Annotated in this window: 15 protein-coding genes; 5 read left to right on the plus strand and 10 right to left on the minus strand. The window is 71.4% G+C overall.

From position 1 onward, the window contains the following. The 4 genes from ACWD0Y_RS33520 to ACWD0Y_RS33535 all read right to left on the minus strand — a co-directional run. Positions 1 to 260, minus strand: a 260-nt coding sequence (locus ACWD0Y_RS33520; protein WP_450264045.1) for a hypothetical protein, incomplete at its 3' end; no start/stop codon positions are given. Positions 261 to 361: 101 nt separating this feature from the next. Continuing rightward, positions 362 to 1,171 (minus strand): ABC transporter ATP-binding protein, encoded by an 810-nt coding sequence (locus tag ACWD0Y_RS33525; RefSeq protein ID WP_450264046.1) that lies wholly within the window; start codon positions 1,169 to 1,171, stop codon positions 362 to 364. Beyond that, positions 1,168 to 2,193, minus strand: coding sequence for an ABC transporter substrate-binding protein (locus ACWD0Y_RS33530; protein ID WP_450264047.1), 1,026 nt, complete (start codon positions 2,191 to 2,193; stop codon positions 1,168 to 1,170). Before ACWD0Y_RS33530 ends, ACWD0Y_RS33525 begins: the two co-directional genes overlap by 4 nt. Positions 2,194 to 2,234: 41 nt before the next feature. Further along, complete coding sequence (locus ACWD0Y_RS33535; RefSeq protein WP_450264048.1) at positions 2,235 to 3,176, minus strand: ABC transporter permease; 942 nt, start codon at positions 3,174 to 3,176, stop codon at positions 2,235 to 2,237. A 443-nt stretch (positions 3,177 to 3,619) separates the two neighbouring features. On the opposite strand from ACWD0Y_RS33535, the gene ACWD0Y_RS33540 reads away from it, so the two are divergent. Beyond that, the gene (locus tag ACWD0Y_RS33540; protein ID WP_450264049.1) at positions 3,620 to 5,509 is read left to right on the plus strand and encodes a DUF2264 domain-containing protein; all 1,890 of its coding nucleotides are present in this window, start codon (positions 3,620 to 3,622) and stop codon (positions 5,507 to 5,509) included. 36 nt (positions 5,510 to 5,545) lie between these two features. On the opposite strand, the gene ACWD0Y_RS33545 is transcribed toward ACWD0Y_RS33540, so the two are convergent. From ACWD0Y_RS33545 to ACWD0Y_RS33565, 5 genes are read right to left on the minus strand one after another with little or no spacing between them, the layout of a single operon-like run. Further along, positions 5,546 to 6,121, minus strand: a complete 576-nt coding sequence (locus ACWD0Y_RS33545) for a GAF domain-containing protein (RefSeq protein WP_450264050.1) — start codon at positions 6,119 to 6,121, stop codon at positions 5,546 to 5,548. After that, positions 6,118 to 6,714, minus strand: a complete 597-nt coding sequence (locus ACWD0Y_RS33550) for a GTP-binding protein (RefSeq protein WP_450264051.1) — start codon at positions 6,712 to 6,714, stop codon at positions 6,118 to 6,120. Before ACWD0Y_RS33550 ends, ACWD0Y_RS33545 begins: the two co-directional genes overlap by 4 nt. Then, positions 6,692 to 7,063, minus strand: coding sequence for a DUF742 domain-containing protein (locus ACWD0Y_RS33555; protein WP_450264052.1), 372 nt, complete (start codon positions 7,061 to 7,063; stop codon positions 6,692 to 6,694). The genes ACWD0Y_RS33550 and ACWD0Y_RS33555 overlap by 23 nt, the downstream gene beginning before the upstream one ends. A 2-nt stretch (positions 7,064 to 7,065) precedes the next feature. Next, the gene (locus ACWD0Y_RS33560) at positions 7,066 to 7,500 is read right to left on the minus strand and encodes a roadblock/LC7 domain-containing protein (RefSeq protein WP_450264053.1); all 435 of its coding nucleotides are present in this window, start codon (positions 7,498 to 7,500) and stop codon (positions 7,066 to 7,068) included. Between the two features lie 59 nt (positions 7,501 to 7,559). Then, positions 7,560 to 9,275, minus strand: coding sequence for a sensor histidine kinase (locus tag ACWD0Y_RS33565; RefSeq protein ID WP_450264054.1), 1,716 nt, complete (start codon positions 9,273 to 9,275; stop codon positions 7,560 to 7,562). A gap of 624 nt (positions 9,276 to 9,899) precedes the next feature. Here ACWD0Y_RS33565 and ACWD0Y_RS33570 point away from each other — a divergent pair. Beyond that, entirely contained in the window at positions 9,900 to 10,232 is a 333-nt protein-coding gene (locus ACWD0Y_RS33570; protein WP_450264055.1) for a histone-like nucleoid-structuring protein Lsr2, read from the plus strand. Between the two features lie 355 nt (positions 10,233 to 10,587). On the opposite strand, the gene ACWD0Y_RS33575 is transcribed toward ACWD0Y_RS33570, so the two are convergent. Next, positions 10,588 to 11,766 carry an MBL fold metallo-hydrolase gene (locus ACWD0Y_RS33575; RefSeq protein WP_450264056.1) on the minus strand — a complete coding sequence of 393 codons (1,179 nt, stop codon included), beginning with the start codon at positions 11,764 to 11,766 and terminating at the stop codon, positions 10,588 to 10,590. Positions 11,767 to 11,987: 221 nt separating this feature from the next. Here ACWD0Y_RS33575 and ACWD0Y_RS33580 point away from each other — a divergent pair, with 221 nt between their 5' ends. The 3 genes from ACWD0Y_RS33580 (at position 11,988) to ACWD0Y_RS33590 (ending at position 14,074) form a co-directional block, all read left to right on the plus strand. After that, positions 11,988 to 12,278 carry an acyl-CoA dehydrogenase family protein gene (locus tag ACWD0Y_RS33580; protein ID WP_450264057.1) on the plus strand — a complete coding sequence of 97 codons (291 nt, stop codon included), beginning with the start codon at positions 11,988 to 11,990 and terminating at the stop codon, positions 12,276 to 12,278. Between the two features lie 25 nt (positions 12,279 to 12,303). After that, a complete protein-coding gene (locus ACWD0Y_RS33585) occupies positions 12,304 to 12,705 on the plus strand; it encodes an acyl-CoA dehydrogenase family protein (protein ID WP_450264058.1) in 402 nt (133 codons plus the stop codon). A 178-nt stretch (positions 12,706 to 12,883) separates the two neighbouring features. Continuing rightward, a complete protein-coding gene (locus ACWD0Y_RS33590) occupies positions 12,884 to 14,074 on the plus strand; it encodes a Glu/Leu/Phe/Val dehydrogenase dimerization domain-containing protein (protein ID WP_450264059.1) in 1,191 nt (396 codons plus the stop codon). Positions 14,075 to 14,321: the final 247 nt, after the last annotated feature.

Genomic DNA, 14,321 nt, shown 5'->3' on the forward strand with positions numbered 1-14,321 from the left:
GGCTCGGTCCTGCGGGTGCTCGCCGGAGCGGCGGCGGGTGCCCCCGCGGTGCCGGCCGTACGGCAGACGGCCGCCTGGGCGGGGTCCGACGCGGCCGTCCCCGGCTGGGGGCCGAGTACGTCGAGTATGCCGAGTGCCCCGAGGGCGGCTGGGAGGCGGACGCCGGGGCGGCCCCCGGCCGGGGCCGTGCTCGCGTGGCGCAGGTGTACGGCGCGGCCGGTCCGGAAGTCGCGGGCCGGTTCGCGGACATTCGCGGACATTCGCGGACATGGGGCATGACGGCGCGACGCTCCTCACCGTCCGGGCGGACACACCGGTGGACGCCTTCGCACCGGGGTGGGCGCCGGCTCCGGCCGGGGCGTCAGTCGCCCGCGGCGGCCGTTCCCAGGAGCCCCCGGATGTGCGTCGTGGCGTCCCGGAACTCGGGCCGCCCCATGGTCTGCGCGTAGTCCCGCTCCGCGCCCATCCCGACTTCGACGATCTCCGTGATCGTGCCGGGCCGGGGGCTCATCACCACCACCCGGTCCGCGAGGTAGACCGCTTCCGAGATGGAGTGGGTGACGAGCAGGACGGTGGTGCCGGTCTCGCGCCAGATCCGGTTGAGCTCCATGTTCATCTGCTCGCGGGTGAGCGCGTCCAGCGCGCCGAACGGCTCGTCCATGAGCAGTACGGGCGGCTCGTGCAGCAGCGCGCGGCACAGTGCGACCCGCTGCTGCATGCCGCCGGACAGCTCGTGCGGGTAGGCGTCCTCGAAGCCGCCGAGCCCGGTCATCGCGATCAGTTCGGCGGCGCGCTCACGGGCCCGCGCGGCCGGCATCCTGCGCATCTCGGCCTGGAGGAGGATGTTGCGCCGGGCCGAGCGCCACTCCAGGAGTGCGGCGCGCTGGAAGACGTAACCGATGTCGTGGCGCGGCCCCTTCACCTGCTCGTCGCGGAGCCGGACCTGGCCCGAGGACGGCTTCAGCAGGCCGGCGACCAGCTTGAGGAGCGTCGACTTGCCGCAGCCCGAAGGGCCGACGATCGCCACGAACTCGCCCATCGCGACGTCGAGGCAGACGTCGCGCAGCGCGGTGACGTCCCTGTTCTTCGTGCGGAAGCGGACGGCCACGTCGTCGATGCCGACCGCCGCGGACGTCGCCGCGCGGAGCGTTGCGTTCCTGGCCATCGTCATCCCTTCAGCGCCGTGCCGGCGTCCCAGTACTCCGACACGGCCTTCGGGTCCCTGACCATCCCGGCCTCGGCGAAGACGTCGACGGTCTGCTCCCAGTCGGCCTCGGTGTTGACGCCGGGCGCCTTGCCCTCGGTCGCGTCGGTGTGCAGCAGCGTCAGCGTCGTCCTGAACTGCTCCGACAACACGTCCTGGGGCGGGAGCTGCTCCGAGGCCCCGTCCATCGAGGCGATCGCGGGTCCGGGCGTCTTCTCGGCCTCCGCCCAGGATTCGCTGACGGCCTCGACCATGCGCTTGGCGACGTCCGCCCTGGGGCCGGCCAGGCTCTTCGGCCCGGCGATCAGGCCGTTGGAGTAGAAGTTCAGGCCGTGCTCGGAGAAGCGCAGGTAACCGACGTCCTTCTTCGCCTTGTTCCGCATGGTCGGGCCCTGGTCGCTCGCGTAACCGAGCAGCGCGTCGGTCTTGCCGGAGATCACCGCGGCGATCTTGCCCGCCGGGTCGGTGTTCTGGACCTTGACGTCGGACTCCGCCAGGCCGTTCTTCTTGAGGAAGATCGGGAAGGTCTTGGAGAGCGCGTCGCCCGCCGTGCCCGCGACCGTCCTGCCCTTGAGGTCCGCGGGCGTCTCGATGCCCTGCGCGTCGAAGAACTGCACGGACGCGGGCGTGGTCTGGAGGAAGACGCCTAGGCTCTTGACCTTCACGCCCTGGTCGACTCCGGCGAGCAGGGCGGGGGTGTCGGCCCAGCCGAAGTCGGTCTGGCCTGCGGCCGTCGCCTGGACGGTCTTCTGCGATCCCTGACCGGCCCTGATCGTCAGGTCGATGCCGTGCTTCTCGAAGATCTTCTTCTGCTTGCCGTAGTAGAAGGGGGCGTGTTCGCCGTACGGGTACCAGTTGAGCGTCAGTGTGACCTTGTCGAGCTTCTTGCCGGAGTCGCTCGTGCTGGTGGCGGAGCCGTCCTCGCCGCAGGCGGCCGTGACGACCAGCATCAGAGGTACGAGTCCGATCAGAAGTCTGCGCGCATGCATGGGGCCGGCCCTCTCGGAGTCAGTACGTGATGAGTACGCGGTCAGTACGCGGTGGTGACGGACGCGTCCCGGCGGCTCGCGTGCCACGGGAGCAGCAGCTTCTCGGCGATCTCGACGAGGACGAAGAGGACGACGCCGATCAGTGACATGACGAGCAGTCCCGCGAAGAGCATCGGGGTGTCGAGGTTCCCGTTGGCCTGGAGGATCACGTAGCCGAGTCCTTCGTTGGCGCCGACGAACTCGCCGACGACGGCGCCGGTCACGGCGAGCGTGACGGCCACCTTGAGCCCGGAGAAGAGGTGCGGGAGGGAGGCGGGGAAGCGGATCTTGACGAAGGTCTGCCAGGGGCTCGCCCCCATGGTCGCCGACAGTTGCAGCATTTCGGGGTCGACCGCCTTGAGGCCGGTCACCATGGAGATCACGACGGGGAAGAAGGCGATCAGCACGGCGATGAGGATCTTCGGCGCGATGCCGAATCCGAGCCAGACGACGAACAGCGGCGCGATGGCGATCTTCGGTACGACCTGGGCGAAGAGCAGGACCGGATAGAGCGTCTTCTCGACCGTCGACGAGTAGACCATCACCACCGCCGCGAACACGCCGACCACGACCGCGATCAGGAAACCGAGCAGTGTCTCGTAGGTGGTCACCCAGCTGTGCTGCGTGAGGTAACCCGTCTTCCGCGTCAGTACGTCGAGCGTCGCGCCGGGCGAGGGGACGAGATACGCCTCGACCAGTTCGGCCGCCGCGACCGTCCACCAGGCGACGAGCAGGGCCACCAGGAGGGCGACGGGGCGCCAGCTCTTCTCCGCCGCGCCGAGGAACCGTTCGCGGGCGCCCGGCTTCTCCCGTACGGCGACTCCGGCGGCCGGGGCCGCTCCGGCCGCCGTTTTCCCGGCTGCCGTCGTTGACGTTCCCGGTGCTCCCGTCGTTCCCGTCGTTCCCGGTGCTCCCGGCGTTCCCGGCATGACGTGCTGGCTCATGGTGAACTCCTCAGGAATACGGAGGCAGTTGCGAAGAGCTGGGCGGCTAGGAACCGGAAAACACTTTCAGAAAGCGCTTTCTGACAAGGTGTCGCCACGCTAGTGACCGGCTGTACGCACGGTCAATAGGCCGTCCCGAAGTTTCGGGGCCCTGCCGCCACCGCTCCCCACGGGGGCCGGGCCGAGTGCACGGGAATCACCGGCCCACGTGACGCCGGAGGCCGTCGCCCGCCGCGCGGGGTCCCCCCCTTCGGCTCCGGCTTCGTGTCCTCTGTCCCGGAGGGGCTCCATCGGAGCCTGTCCGGCGATTGAGGACACGCCCGAAGGGCGTCCGGGGGCCTGGGACTTGCCCCGGGTTCGGGAAGGGGCGGGCAGGGGAACAAGCCCGCCGCAAGCACCCCGCCCCGCCCACTCCCCCGTCCCCACTCCGAGGAGCCCCCACGATGCCCGCCCCCTACCTGCGACTCCCCCCGACCGACCGCCTGCGGTCGCCCCGCACCGGATGGACCCGCGCCCACTGGGAAGCCATGGCGGACCACCTCCTGGACTCCCTCGTCCCGTACGCGACACCGGGTTTCGCCCAGTACCGGCTCCCCGGACGAGGCAGCTGGTCGGGAGTGGTCTCGGACGGCCTCGAAGGCTACGCACGCTCATTCCTGCTGGCCTCCTTCCGGATCGCCGGATCGGGCGGTGACGTCGATCCGCGCCTGATCGAAAGGTACGTGCAGGGTCTGACAACGGGCACCGACCCGGACTCGGGCTCCGGAGAGGCCTGGCCGCGCCTCACAGACTGCTCCCAGCAGATGGTCGAGGCCGCCTCGATCGCCGTCGGCCTGCACGAGACCCGCCCCTGGATCTGGGACCGTCTCGACACCCGCGTCCAGGAGCGGGTGACCGACTGGTTCTCCGGCTTCGTCGGCGGCCGCACCTGGGACAGCAACTGGCGGCTCTTCCAGGTCGTGTCCGAGCAGTTCCTGGCCTCCGTCGGCGCGCCGCACAGCCGCTCCGACATCGAGGGCGGCCTGGACCGTATCGAGGACTGGTACGCCGGCGACGGCTGGTACACCGACGGCGACGGCCGGAACTTCGACTACTACACCGGCTGGGCGATGCACCTCTACCCGCTGCTGTGGTCCCGGATGGCAGGCGCCGACGACGGCGGCCGCACCCCCGTCTACCGGGACCGCCTCTCCCGGTTCCTCGCCACCTACCCGCACTTCTTCGGCGGCGACGGCTCCCCCGTCCACCAGGGCCGTTCCCTCACCTACCGCTTCGCGTCCGTCGCCCCCGTATGGATGGGCGCGCTCGCCGACTGCACCCCGCTGGAGCCGGGCGTCACCAGGCGTCTCGCCTCCGGTGCGCTCCAGCACTTCGCGGAGCGCGGCGTCCCCGACGAGCGGGGGCTGCTGCCCCTGGGCTGGTACGACACCTTCCTCCCGACGACCCAGTCCTACTCGGGTCCGGCGTCCCCCTACTGGGCGAGCAAGGGCTTCCTCGGCCTTCTCCTGCCCGCCGGCCACCCCACGTGGACCTCGCGCGAACTGCCGCTCCCCGTCGAGGAGTCCGACCAGTACACCGCGCTTCCGGCCCCCGGCTGGCTGCTCCACGGCACCCGCCACGACGGCATCGTGCGCCTCGTCAACCACGGCAGCGACCACAATCCGCTCACCGGCGACGCCGAGGACGATCCGCACTACGCGAAGTTCGCCTACTCCACGGCGACGGCGCCCGACGCCGCCGCGCACGCCTGGACGCGCGCCGTCGACAACCACCTCGCGCTCCTCGCACCCGACGGCACTCCTTCACGCCGCCGCCGGATCAACCCCGGCGACTGCGCGGGGCGTACCGCCTCCTCCTGGCACGTCGCGCACCTTCCCGGCGACGAGCGGGAGTTCCGTATCGACACGACCAGCGTGCTGTACGGACCGTGGGAGGTACGGGTCCACCGGGTGGAGGCCCCGGAGGGGGCGGGCGTGCGCGAGGGCGGCCACGCGGTGGCGGGGTCCGAGCGCCCCTGGGCAAAGACGGGCCCCGGCTGGGCCCTGGCCCGTACGGCCGAGGGCCTGACCAGCGCGGTCGTCGCGCTGTACGGCTGGGGCGCGGAGGAGGCCGCGGTCTCGCGCGACGTCCAGGCCAATGCGTACGGTCCGCACTCCGCGACACCGTTTCTGCGGCTCGGCGCCCATCCGGGCGGGCACAGCGTCCAGGTGTCCCTGATCGTGCTGTCCCGGGACACGGTCCACCCCCGGGCGCTGCGCGAGGCCGTCACGGCCGAGGTCTCCGCCGGATCGGTCCGGCTGTCCTTCCCCGACGGATCGGTCGCGGACGTATGACGTCACCGCACGGCGTGTGCGGTGTGCGGGCCCGGGTCAGAGCCAGATCCCGCCGTCCTCCCGGCGCCGGATCAGTTCGGCCAGCTCCGCCGCCATCGCCTTGATCGTCTCCAGTCCCGCCCGCCCCCACTGGCGCGGCTCGGTGTCGACGACACAGACCGTGCCGAGCAGGATGTCCGTACGGTCGATGACGGGTGCGCCCATGTACGACCGGATGCCGATCTCGTCGACGACCGGGTTGCCCGCGAACCGCGGGTAGTCGCAGACGTCCTCCAGAACGAGCGCCTTGCGCCGTGCGACGACATGCGGGCAGTAGCCGTGGTCACGGGCGAGGAACCGGCCGATACGGCTCGTCGCGGCCACCGCGCCCAGGTCGGTACCGCTGTGCGTGCCGGTCGGGGTGTGCAGTCCGGCGAAGAACTGCCGGTTCTCGTCAATGAAGTTGACCATGGAGTACGGCGCGCCGGTCACCTCCGCGAGCCGGTCGGCGAACGCGTCGAACGCGGGCACGGCCCGGTCGCCCAGCCCGAGCTGGTGGAGCCGCTGCACACGGGCGGGCGCCTGGGGGTCGGCGGGGGGAAGCAGCAGGGGACCGATCCTGTGGTGGGTCATGCGGGTGCTCCGTAACTCGGCGGGGCCGGGGTGAGGGTGAGGAGGTGCCGGACGAGGGTGACCAGCGTGTTGATCCCCGAACCGGCGACACGGGCGTCGCACAGCACGACGGGGATCTCGTGACCGAGGTCGAGCGCGGCCCGCACTTCCTCCGGTTCGTAGCGGTGGGCGCCGTCGAACTCGTTGACGGCCACGACGAACTCGATGCCGCGCCGCTCGAAGAAGTCGAGGGCCGCGAAGCAGTCCTGGAGGCGGCGGGTGTCGGCGAGCACGACGGCGCCGAGGGCGCCCTTGGAGAGTTCGTCCCACATGAACCAGAAGCGCTCCTGGCCGGGGGTGCCGAAGAGGTACAGCACGTGCCGGTCGTCGAGAGTCAGCCGGCCGAAGTCCATGGCGACGGTCGTCGTGGCCTTGTTCTCGACACCTTCCAGGCGGTCGGTCCCGACGCTCATCTGGGTGAGCAGTTCTTCCGTGCTCAGCGGTGCGATCTCGCTGACCGCTCCCACAAAGGTCGTCTTGCCGACCCCGAACCCGCCCGCGACGAGGATCTTGAGTGCGGTGGGAAACAGGTCAGAGCCGTCGTCGTAGGCCATCGAGCACTGCCTCCAGCAGGGATAGGTCGGTGGGCTGGTCGTCGAAGCGGGGCGCGTGGGTGGTGAGCGCTCCGCAGCCGACCAGGTCGGACAGCAGCACCTTGGTGACGACCGCGGGAAGCCGCAGATACGCCGCGATCTCCGCGACCGAGGTGGGATGTGCGCACAGCCCGAGCGCCTGGGCGTGCTCGGGACCGAGGTGCATCAGCGGCTCCACCCCGGTGGCCCGCACCATGGACAGCAGGTCGAGGGCGGTCGTGGGGCGGGTGCGGCCGTCACTCACCGCGTACGGGCGGACGAGCCGGCCGGCCGCGTCGTCGAGCCACGGCCCGTCCTGCGGGGGCGGCACCCTCAGAATCCCGTGGCGCTCTGTGCACCCGCCCTCTGCCTGGCCGGTGTCACCAGGTACGGCCTGACGCTCTTGACGAGCATCGCCATCTCGTAGCCCAGCACCGCCGCGTCCGCCTCCCGGCCCGCGAGTACCGCGAGACAGGTGCCGGAGCCGGCGGTGGAGACGAAGAGGAGGGTGGAGTCCAGCTCCACGACGACCTGGCGGACCTCTCCGGCGTCACCGAAGCGGGCGCCCGCGCTGCGGCCGAGCGAGTACAGGCCGGAGGCGAGGGCGGCCATGTGGTCGGCGCTGTCGTTGTCGAGGCCGTGGACCGACTTGACCAGGCCGTCGGAGGAGAGCAGAACCGCGTTGCGCGTGAAGGGAACACGCTGGACCAGGCCGCTCAACAGCCAGTCGAGGTCGGGCACTCGGCCGGTCGGCGCATCACTCGCCATGGTGCATCTACTCCTTGGGGTACCGCGGGACGGAAGGGTGGGGAGAACGACGGGAGCGGTCAGCCCGCGCCGCCCTCCCGCGGGTGGTACGGCTGCGGCTGCTGTTCCGGGGCCCAGTCCGGTGCCTGGTCCGGCTGTGGAAAGAGGTGCGGGTCCGCCTGGGCCTCCGCCAGGCCGATGCCCCGCTGGAAGGCCGCCATCAGACCCGGGTCGTGGAGGGCGGGGTACTCGTCCTCCCGGCGTGCGGCGGGGGCTTCTCTGAGCTCGGGCACCAGGTTCTCCTGGCTGCGGCGCCTGGGCAGCCGGGGGCGGCTCACCGCGCCGCTCGTGTATCCGTCCGCAGGCGGCTGCGGCTGCGGCTGCGGCTGCGGCTGCGCGGGGACCGGTTCGGCGGGGAAACCGGGCATCTGAGCGGGAGCCTGGGGAGCGGCGTGTGCGGGCGCGGGCCCGGCGGGCGCGGGCGCGGGGACGGGAGTGAGTACGGGGGCGCCGGGCGCCGGTGCGGAAGCCGGAATTCCCTGCCGCCTCCCGGTGGTCGCCGCCCGTGCGGGACCGTCCTGGTCGTCCCCGCCCAGCAGCCCCTGCGGCAGGACGAGTACGGCCTGGACACCGCCGTAGATGTTGGCCTGGAGCCGGACGGTGATGCCGTGCCTGCGAGCCAGCGCGGACACCACGAAGAGGCCGATGCGCCCGTCCCGGAGAAAGTGACCGACGTCGACGTTGTCCGGGTCGTGGAGCAGAGCGTTCATCTTGTTCTGCTCGGTGACGGGCATGCCCAGGCCCCGGTCCTCGACCTCGATGGCCAGGCCCGCCGTGACGTACTGGGCGCGGAGCAGCACGGTGGTGTGCGGGGCGGAGAACACCGTGGCGTTCTCGACGAGTTCGGCGAGGAGGTGGATGACGTCGGCGACGGCGTGGCCGCGCAGGGTGCCGTCGATCGGCGGCACCAGTTTGACCCGTGAGTACTGCTCGACTTCGGCGATCGAGGAGCGCAGTACCTCCGTCATGGACACCGGGTTGCTCCACTGGCGCCGGGAGACCGCGCCGCCGAGGACGGCGAGATTCTCCGCGTGCCTGCGGATGCGGGTGGCCAGGTGGTCGACGTGGAAGAGGCCCTTGAGCAGGTCGGGGTCCTCGACGTCGTTCTCGAGCTCGTCGAGCAGCTGGATCTCGCGGTGCACGAGCGACTGGAGACGGCGGGCCAGATTGACGAAGACCTCGACCTTCTGGTCCGTGTCCGCGCTGATGGACAGCTGGGCGGCCTGCACGACGGCGCCCACGGCGGCCTCGTGCGCCCGTCCGAGCTCCAGTTCCAGCAGGTCGAATTCGTCGCCGCCCGGCGCGCCGGGCGGCGGCGTGCGCCGGGCGGGCGGCCCCTCGCCGCGCCGCAGCCGCTCGACGACCGCACGCAGGTCGGCCTGCCCGCGGGCGCTGGACCTGCGCAGCGCGTTGCAGCGGTCGAGCACGGTCTTCGCGGCCCGGTCGGCGCCCACGACGGCCGCCGCCAGCGCGAAGACGGCGAGGGCCGCGGCCCCGGCGAGCGCGACCCATAAGTCGCGCGTCGGCTCGGCGGCGCCGGCGCGGAGGGTGAACAGCACGGCAGCGGCGCCGCTGAGGGTGACGACGACGGCCGGAAGTACGGCGGCACGCAGAAGCTGAGGACGCAGGTGGGCGTCGGGCATCGGCTGCGTGGGGTGGGGGCGTGCGCCCGGCCGCCCGTGCCGCCCGCCCTCACGGCGGTCTGCGCGCGCGGCGGGTGCGCGGAGTTGAGACATCAGTGTCCTTGGTACGTGGGCCCCAGGGATCGACGCACTACGTCTGTTCGACTGTTCGACCACTGCCGGTCTGGGCTGCTCGACCAGGGCGTCGTGGCCCCGTGTCGATCACCGGACACACACAGTAGTCGGCAACCTTTCATGATCGGCGGACAGTTGCCAAACTTGCCCGCACAGCTCCCCACTCTGGTATGAGACCCCGCACACCAGGCCGAAAAATCCCATGCCTCCGACAGCCCCGGACGACCTGGACCGCCCCCGCCCCCGCGCCCGCGCCGGACGGCACGCGGGCCCGGGGCGGGACGAATTCATTCAGCGCCTCCGGAATGAAAACGGGCACATAACAGCAGATGGCATAAAGCCCGGCAGGGAAGGCCATTAGTTTGTCACCGGCCGGGCTCCGGAGCACCGCCGTACGCTTAATGGCGCTCCGCCCTTTTCCGGCGAGCGGCCATGTCACCCGCTCCCCCTCGGAGCAGACTTCCAGAGAGCTAACCCGCCCTATTTGAGCGTTACGTCCCGCTTGAGTGGCAGGCGGTCCGTAACTTCGGGCAAGGCATCAGGTGACTGACTCTCGCCATGACGAGTAGGCTATTTTCCACAAACAGGAAAGGGACTACTTCGATGGTTCAGCGCACCGTAACGATCTATACCGACGATCTCACCGGAACCGAGGGCGAGGACATCGCCACTCATGCCTTTAGTGTGGACGGTGTCCACTACGAGATCGACCTGGGACCGGACAACTACCAGAAGCTGCTGGATGTCCTGGGGCCCTTTATGGGAGCGGGCCGCAAGGTCAACGGTGGCGGTTCCCGCCGTACCGCCAAGCGCGTGCAGTCCGGCGGAACAGATGCGGCCAAGGTTCGCGAGTGGGCCCAGAGCCAGGGCATTGAGGTGAACAGCCGCGGCCGTATCCCGGCCGACTTGATGGAGAAGTACCAGGCGGCCCATTGACGTATTCGGCCTCGGAGGAAGCAAAGTCCCCAACCGCGCGAGCGGCGGGGGACTTCGTGTTTTCCGCCGGTGCGCCGGCCGCTGGCCGCAGGCGGTTTTCACGCGCACCGAGGAAGCGCCGAAACGCAGTTCCCGGGGCCTCCGCCACCGGGCCGGCGCCGCCGTAATCGACATCCGGCGGGGCGGGCCGCTGCAAGGTGCGAAGCCGTTACGACCCCGCCGGCTGTCCTGCGCATGGCGTCGTTCCGGCCGAAACCCCGGAAGCGTCCCGGCCGGGCTCGCGGACCGGCCGCCTCGGCGCTCGCGGCCCGCCCCGCGCCGTGTCGGCAGCACCGTCGTCGCGGATCACCAGCACTCAGTCGACGGCGAGGTCCAGCTGGGCCGATTCCACCGGCGGCCAGGCAGGCCAGCCACCCTCGGCGGGTCCGGCCACCGAACGCCACCAGGGGGTCACCGCCGGCCTGTCGGCCGGCTGGAACGGCTCCCCCGGCCGAGGCGCGGCAGTGGAGACACCGGCCCGGTGCGCGGCGAACATGGTTCGTTCGGCCGGCTCCGCCCACGGGTGGAAAGCCAGGTTGAACGTACCCCAGTGGATCGGCAGCATCACCCCGAGCGGCTGCCCGCCCTGCAGATCGAGATGGGTACGAACCCCCTGCTCAGGGGTCATATGGATGTCCGGCCAGTGGTCACTGTAAGCACCGATCTGGATCATGGTCGCGTCGAACGGACCGTGCTCGGCGCCGATGTCCCCGAAGCCTTCGAAGTAGCCGGTGTCGCCGCTGTGGTAGATCCGGTGCTCCGGTCCCGCGACGGCCCAGGAGGCCCAGAGGGTGTGCTGCTGGTTGCGCAGGCCGCGGCCGCAGAAGTGGCGGGCGGGGGTGGCGGTCAGGGCGAGTCCGGCGATCTTCGCCGTCTCGTTCCAGTCGAGCTCGCGCATCCGGTCGGCGGGCACGCCCCAGTGTTCCAGGTGGGCGCCGACGCCGAGCGGCACCGCGAAGACCGTGCCGGTGCCCGCGAGGGCGCGGATGGTGGGCATGTCCAGGTGGTCGTAGTGGTCGTGGGAGATCACCACGGCGTCGACGGGGCCGAGCGAGGCCAACGGCACGGGGACGGGGTGCAGCCGCTTGGGCCCCGCGAAGGCGAAGGGGGAACAGCGCTGCCCCCACACCGGGTCGAAGAGCACGCGCCGCCCGTCGATTTCGGCGAGCACGCTCGAATGGCCCATCCAGGTGAGGCGCAGCCCGGTGGCCGGCGGCTGGGCCAGATCGGCGAGGGTCGTGGCGTGGAGGGGCACCGGCCCGGCAGGAAACCTGCGGAGCCGCTCCTCCTTGCGGAAGTAGAGCTTCGCGAGTTCGAGAGTCGACGCGGAGGTCCTCGTCCCCGCACCCGCCGGGTTCTGGAAGACCCCGTCGGCGAAGTGGGGCGAGCGGCGGATGCGCTCCATCCGCTCCCCCGCCGGGTCCGCACCGAAAGCGGCGGTCCGCAGCGCGCGCAGCCGGGAGCGCAGCGGCGGCAGGGCGTCGGCACCGGTCACAGGACCTCCAGGGGCTCGGTCTCTTTTCCATTATGTGTGCCGGGTCCGACAGGGCGAGGGCGGGGCCGTCGCTGAAGCGGGGGCGGAGCGGGTCGCACAGCCCGGCTTGAACTGACCGTTGGTTCAGTAACGGATCTCGTTGACAGGGGTCGGCCCGGCTCCAGATACTGACTGACGGTTCAGAATCTGCCGTGGAGACACCGTCGTGCCTGGAGGCACCCATGTCCGGCCTCCCCACCGAGCTCGCTCCGCTCACCGCGGAGCAGCGCGACATCGTCGAACTCACCCGTGCCTTCGCGCGTGAGGAGATCAGGCCCCGGGCGCGCGCCGTGGACGAGGCGGACACCGAGACGCCCTGGGACCTGTGGCGCAAGGCCGCCGAGGCCGGCATCACCGGATTCATGCTCCCCGAGGAGTACGGGGACGGTGGTTTCACCGATGTCTTCACCCAGTGCCTCGTCCAGGAAGAGCTGTGCGTCGGGGACCTGGGCATCGGGAACCCACCGGGCTGATGCGACGTTCGACATCTCCCGCGCGGTGCTGGGCGCGGCCGCGACCGGCGTCGCCAGGGCCGCGTACGCGTACGCCCGCGACTACGCGAAGAGCCGCAGGCAGTTCGGCAGGCCGATCATCGAGCACCAGGTGGTGGCCTTCCGCCTCGCCGACATGCGCACGCGCGTCGAGCAGGCCCGGTTGATGACCTGGCGGGCCGCCAAACGCCTCGACGCGGGGCTCGACGCGAGGGCCGAGGCGGCGAAGGCGAAGCTGACGGCCTCGGAGACCGCCGCGTACTGCACCTGGGCCGCCGTCCAGGCCCTGGGCGGCTGGGGGTACTCGCGCGAGTACCCGGTCGAGCAGTGGACGCGCGACGCCAGGCTCGAGGAGATCGAAGAGGGGACCTCGGACATCATGCGCCTCGTCATCTCCCGGAGCGTCTGACATGGGAACACCCCCGGCGCCCCGCCGCGAAGGCAGCGGACACGGCGGACGCTACGGCCCCGAGGCCGCCATGACCGGCGGCGAAGCCCTCGTCAGGGCGCTGGCCGTACACGGTGTCCGCACGGCGTTCGGCCTCCCCGGCACGCACCGTCATCACCGTTCCCGAGGAGACCACCGCATGAGCACCCCCGCCCCCCTGATCTCGCTGAGCTGGACCGACCACGTCACAGGCCGCCGGGGTTTCCTGGTCGTCGACCGGCTCGTGCGCGGCGTGTCCAGCGGCGGTCTGCGCATGCGCGAGGGCTGCACGCTCGACGAGGTCGAGGGGCTGGCCCGCGGCATGACGATGAAGGAGGTCCTCCACTACAACCCCGAGAGCCGTTACGTCCCGCTCGGCGGCGCCAAGGGCGGCATCGACTGCGATCCCCGGGACCCGGAGGCGTACGGCGTCCTGGTGCGCTATCTGCGCGCCGTGCGTCCGTACATCGAGAGCATCTGGACCACGGGCGAGGACCTCGGCCTGACCCAGGACATCGTCGACAAGGCGGCCGCCGAGGCCGGTCTCGTCTCCTCCATTCAGGCCGTCTATCCGCTGCTCGACGACGAGAGCGCGGCACGCCGGCGGCTCGCCGACGCGTTCGCCGTGGAGGTCGACGGCATCGGGCTCGACGAGCTCGTCGGCGGCTGCGGGGTCGCCGAGTCGGTGCTCGCGGCGCTCGACCGCGCCGGGGTCGCGTACGAGGGCACACGCGTCTCCGTGCAGGGCCTCGGAACGATGGGCGGTGCGACCGCCCGCTTCCTGTCCCGCGCCGGACTGAAGATCGTCGCCGTGGCCGACGTGAAGGGCACGGTCGCCAACCCGGACGGTCTGGACGTCGAAGCGCTGCTCGGCGCCCGCGACGCGTACGGCGCCGTGGACCGGCGTCTCCTGCGCCCCGGCGACCTGGAACTGCCGGGCGGCGCCTGGCTGTCCGCGGAGGCGGAGGTGCTGGTCCCGGCGGCCGTCTCGTACGCCGTGGACGCCGCCAACCAGGAACGCGTCAGCCCCACCGTCCGCTGGATCGTCGAGGCGGCCAACATGCCGGTACTGCCCGACGCCGAGGTGCTGCTGGCGGAGCGGGGGGTGAGCGTCCTGCCGGACGTCGTCGTCAACTCCGGTACGAACGCCTGGTGGTGGTGGACCCTCTTCGGCGACATCGGCGCCGACGCGGACGAGGCGTTCGCGTACACGCGGCGCTCGATGCGCGCGCTGATCGACCAGATGCTGGCACGGGCCGAGGCGGACGGCACGACGCCGCGCGCGGCGGCCCACGCGATCGTCGCCGACCGCCTGCCGGTCGTCGCGGAGCGGTTCGGGTGGTACAGGTGACCCGCGCCGGACGCACCGGTCACACCGGACGCACCGGACGCACCGGCCTGGACGCCCTCTTCGACCCCGGTCCGTCGCCGTCGTCGGCGCCTCCGGCAACCCGGAGAAGTGGGGCTACTGGCTGGCCGCCGGGGCCCTCGAAGGGCGCGACCGCCGCGCCGGTCCACCTGGCATGACGCTAAGCCCCCCTCGGTGTTCGCGTCCTCTCGGTCCTGCACGTTTCCCCTCGGTCCTGCATGATTCCCCC

This window comes from Streptomyces altiplanensis (assembly GCF_053591575.1).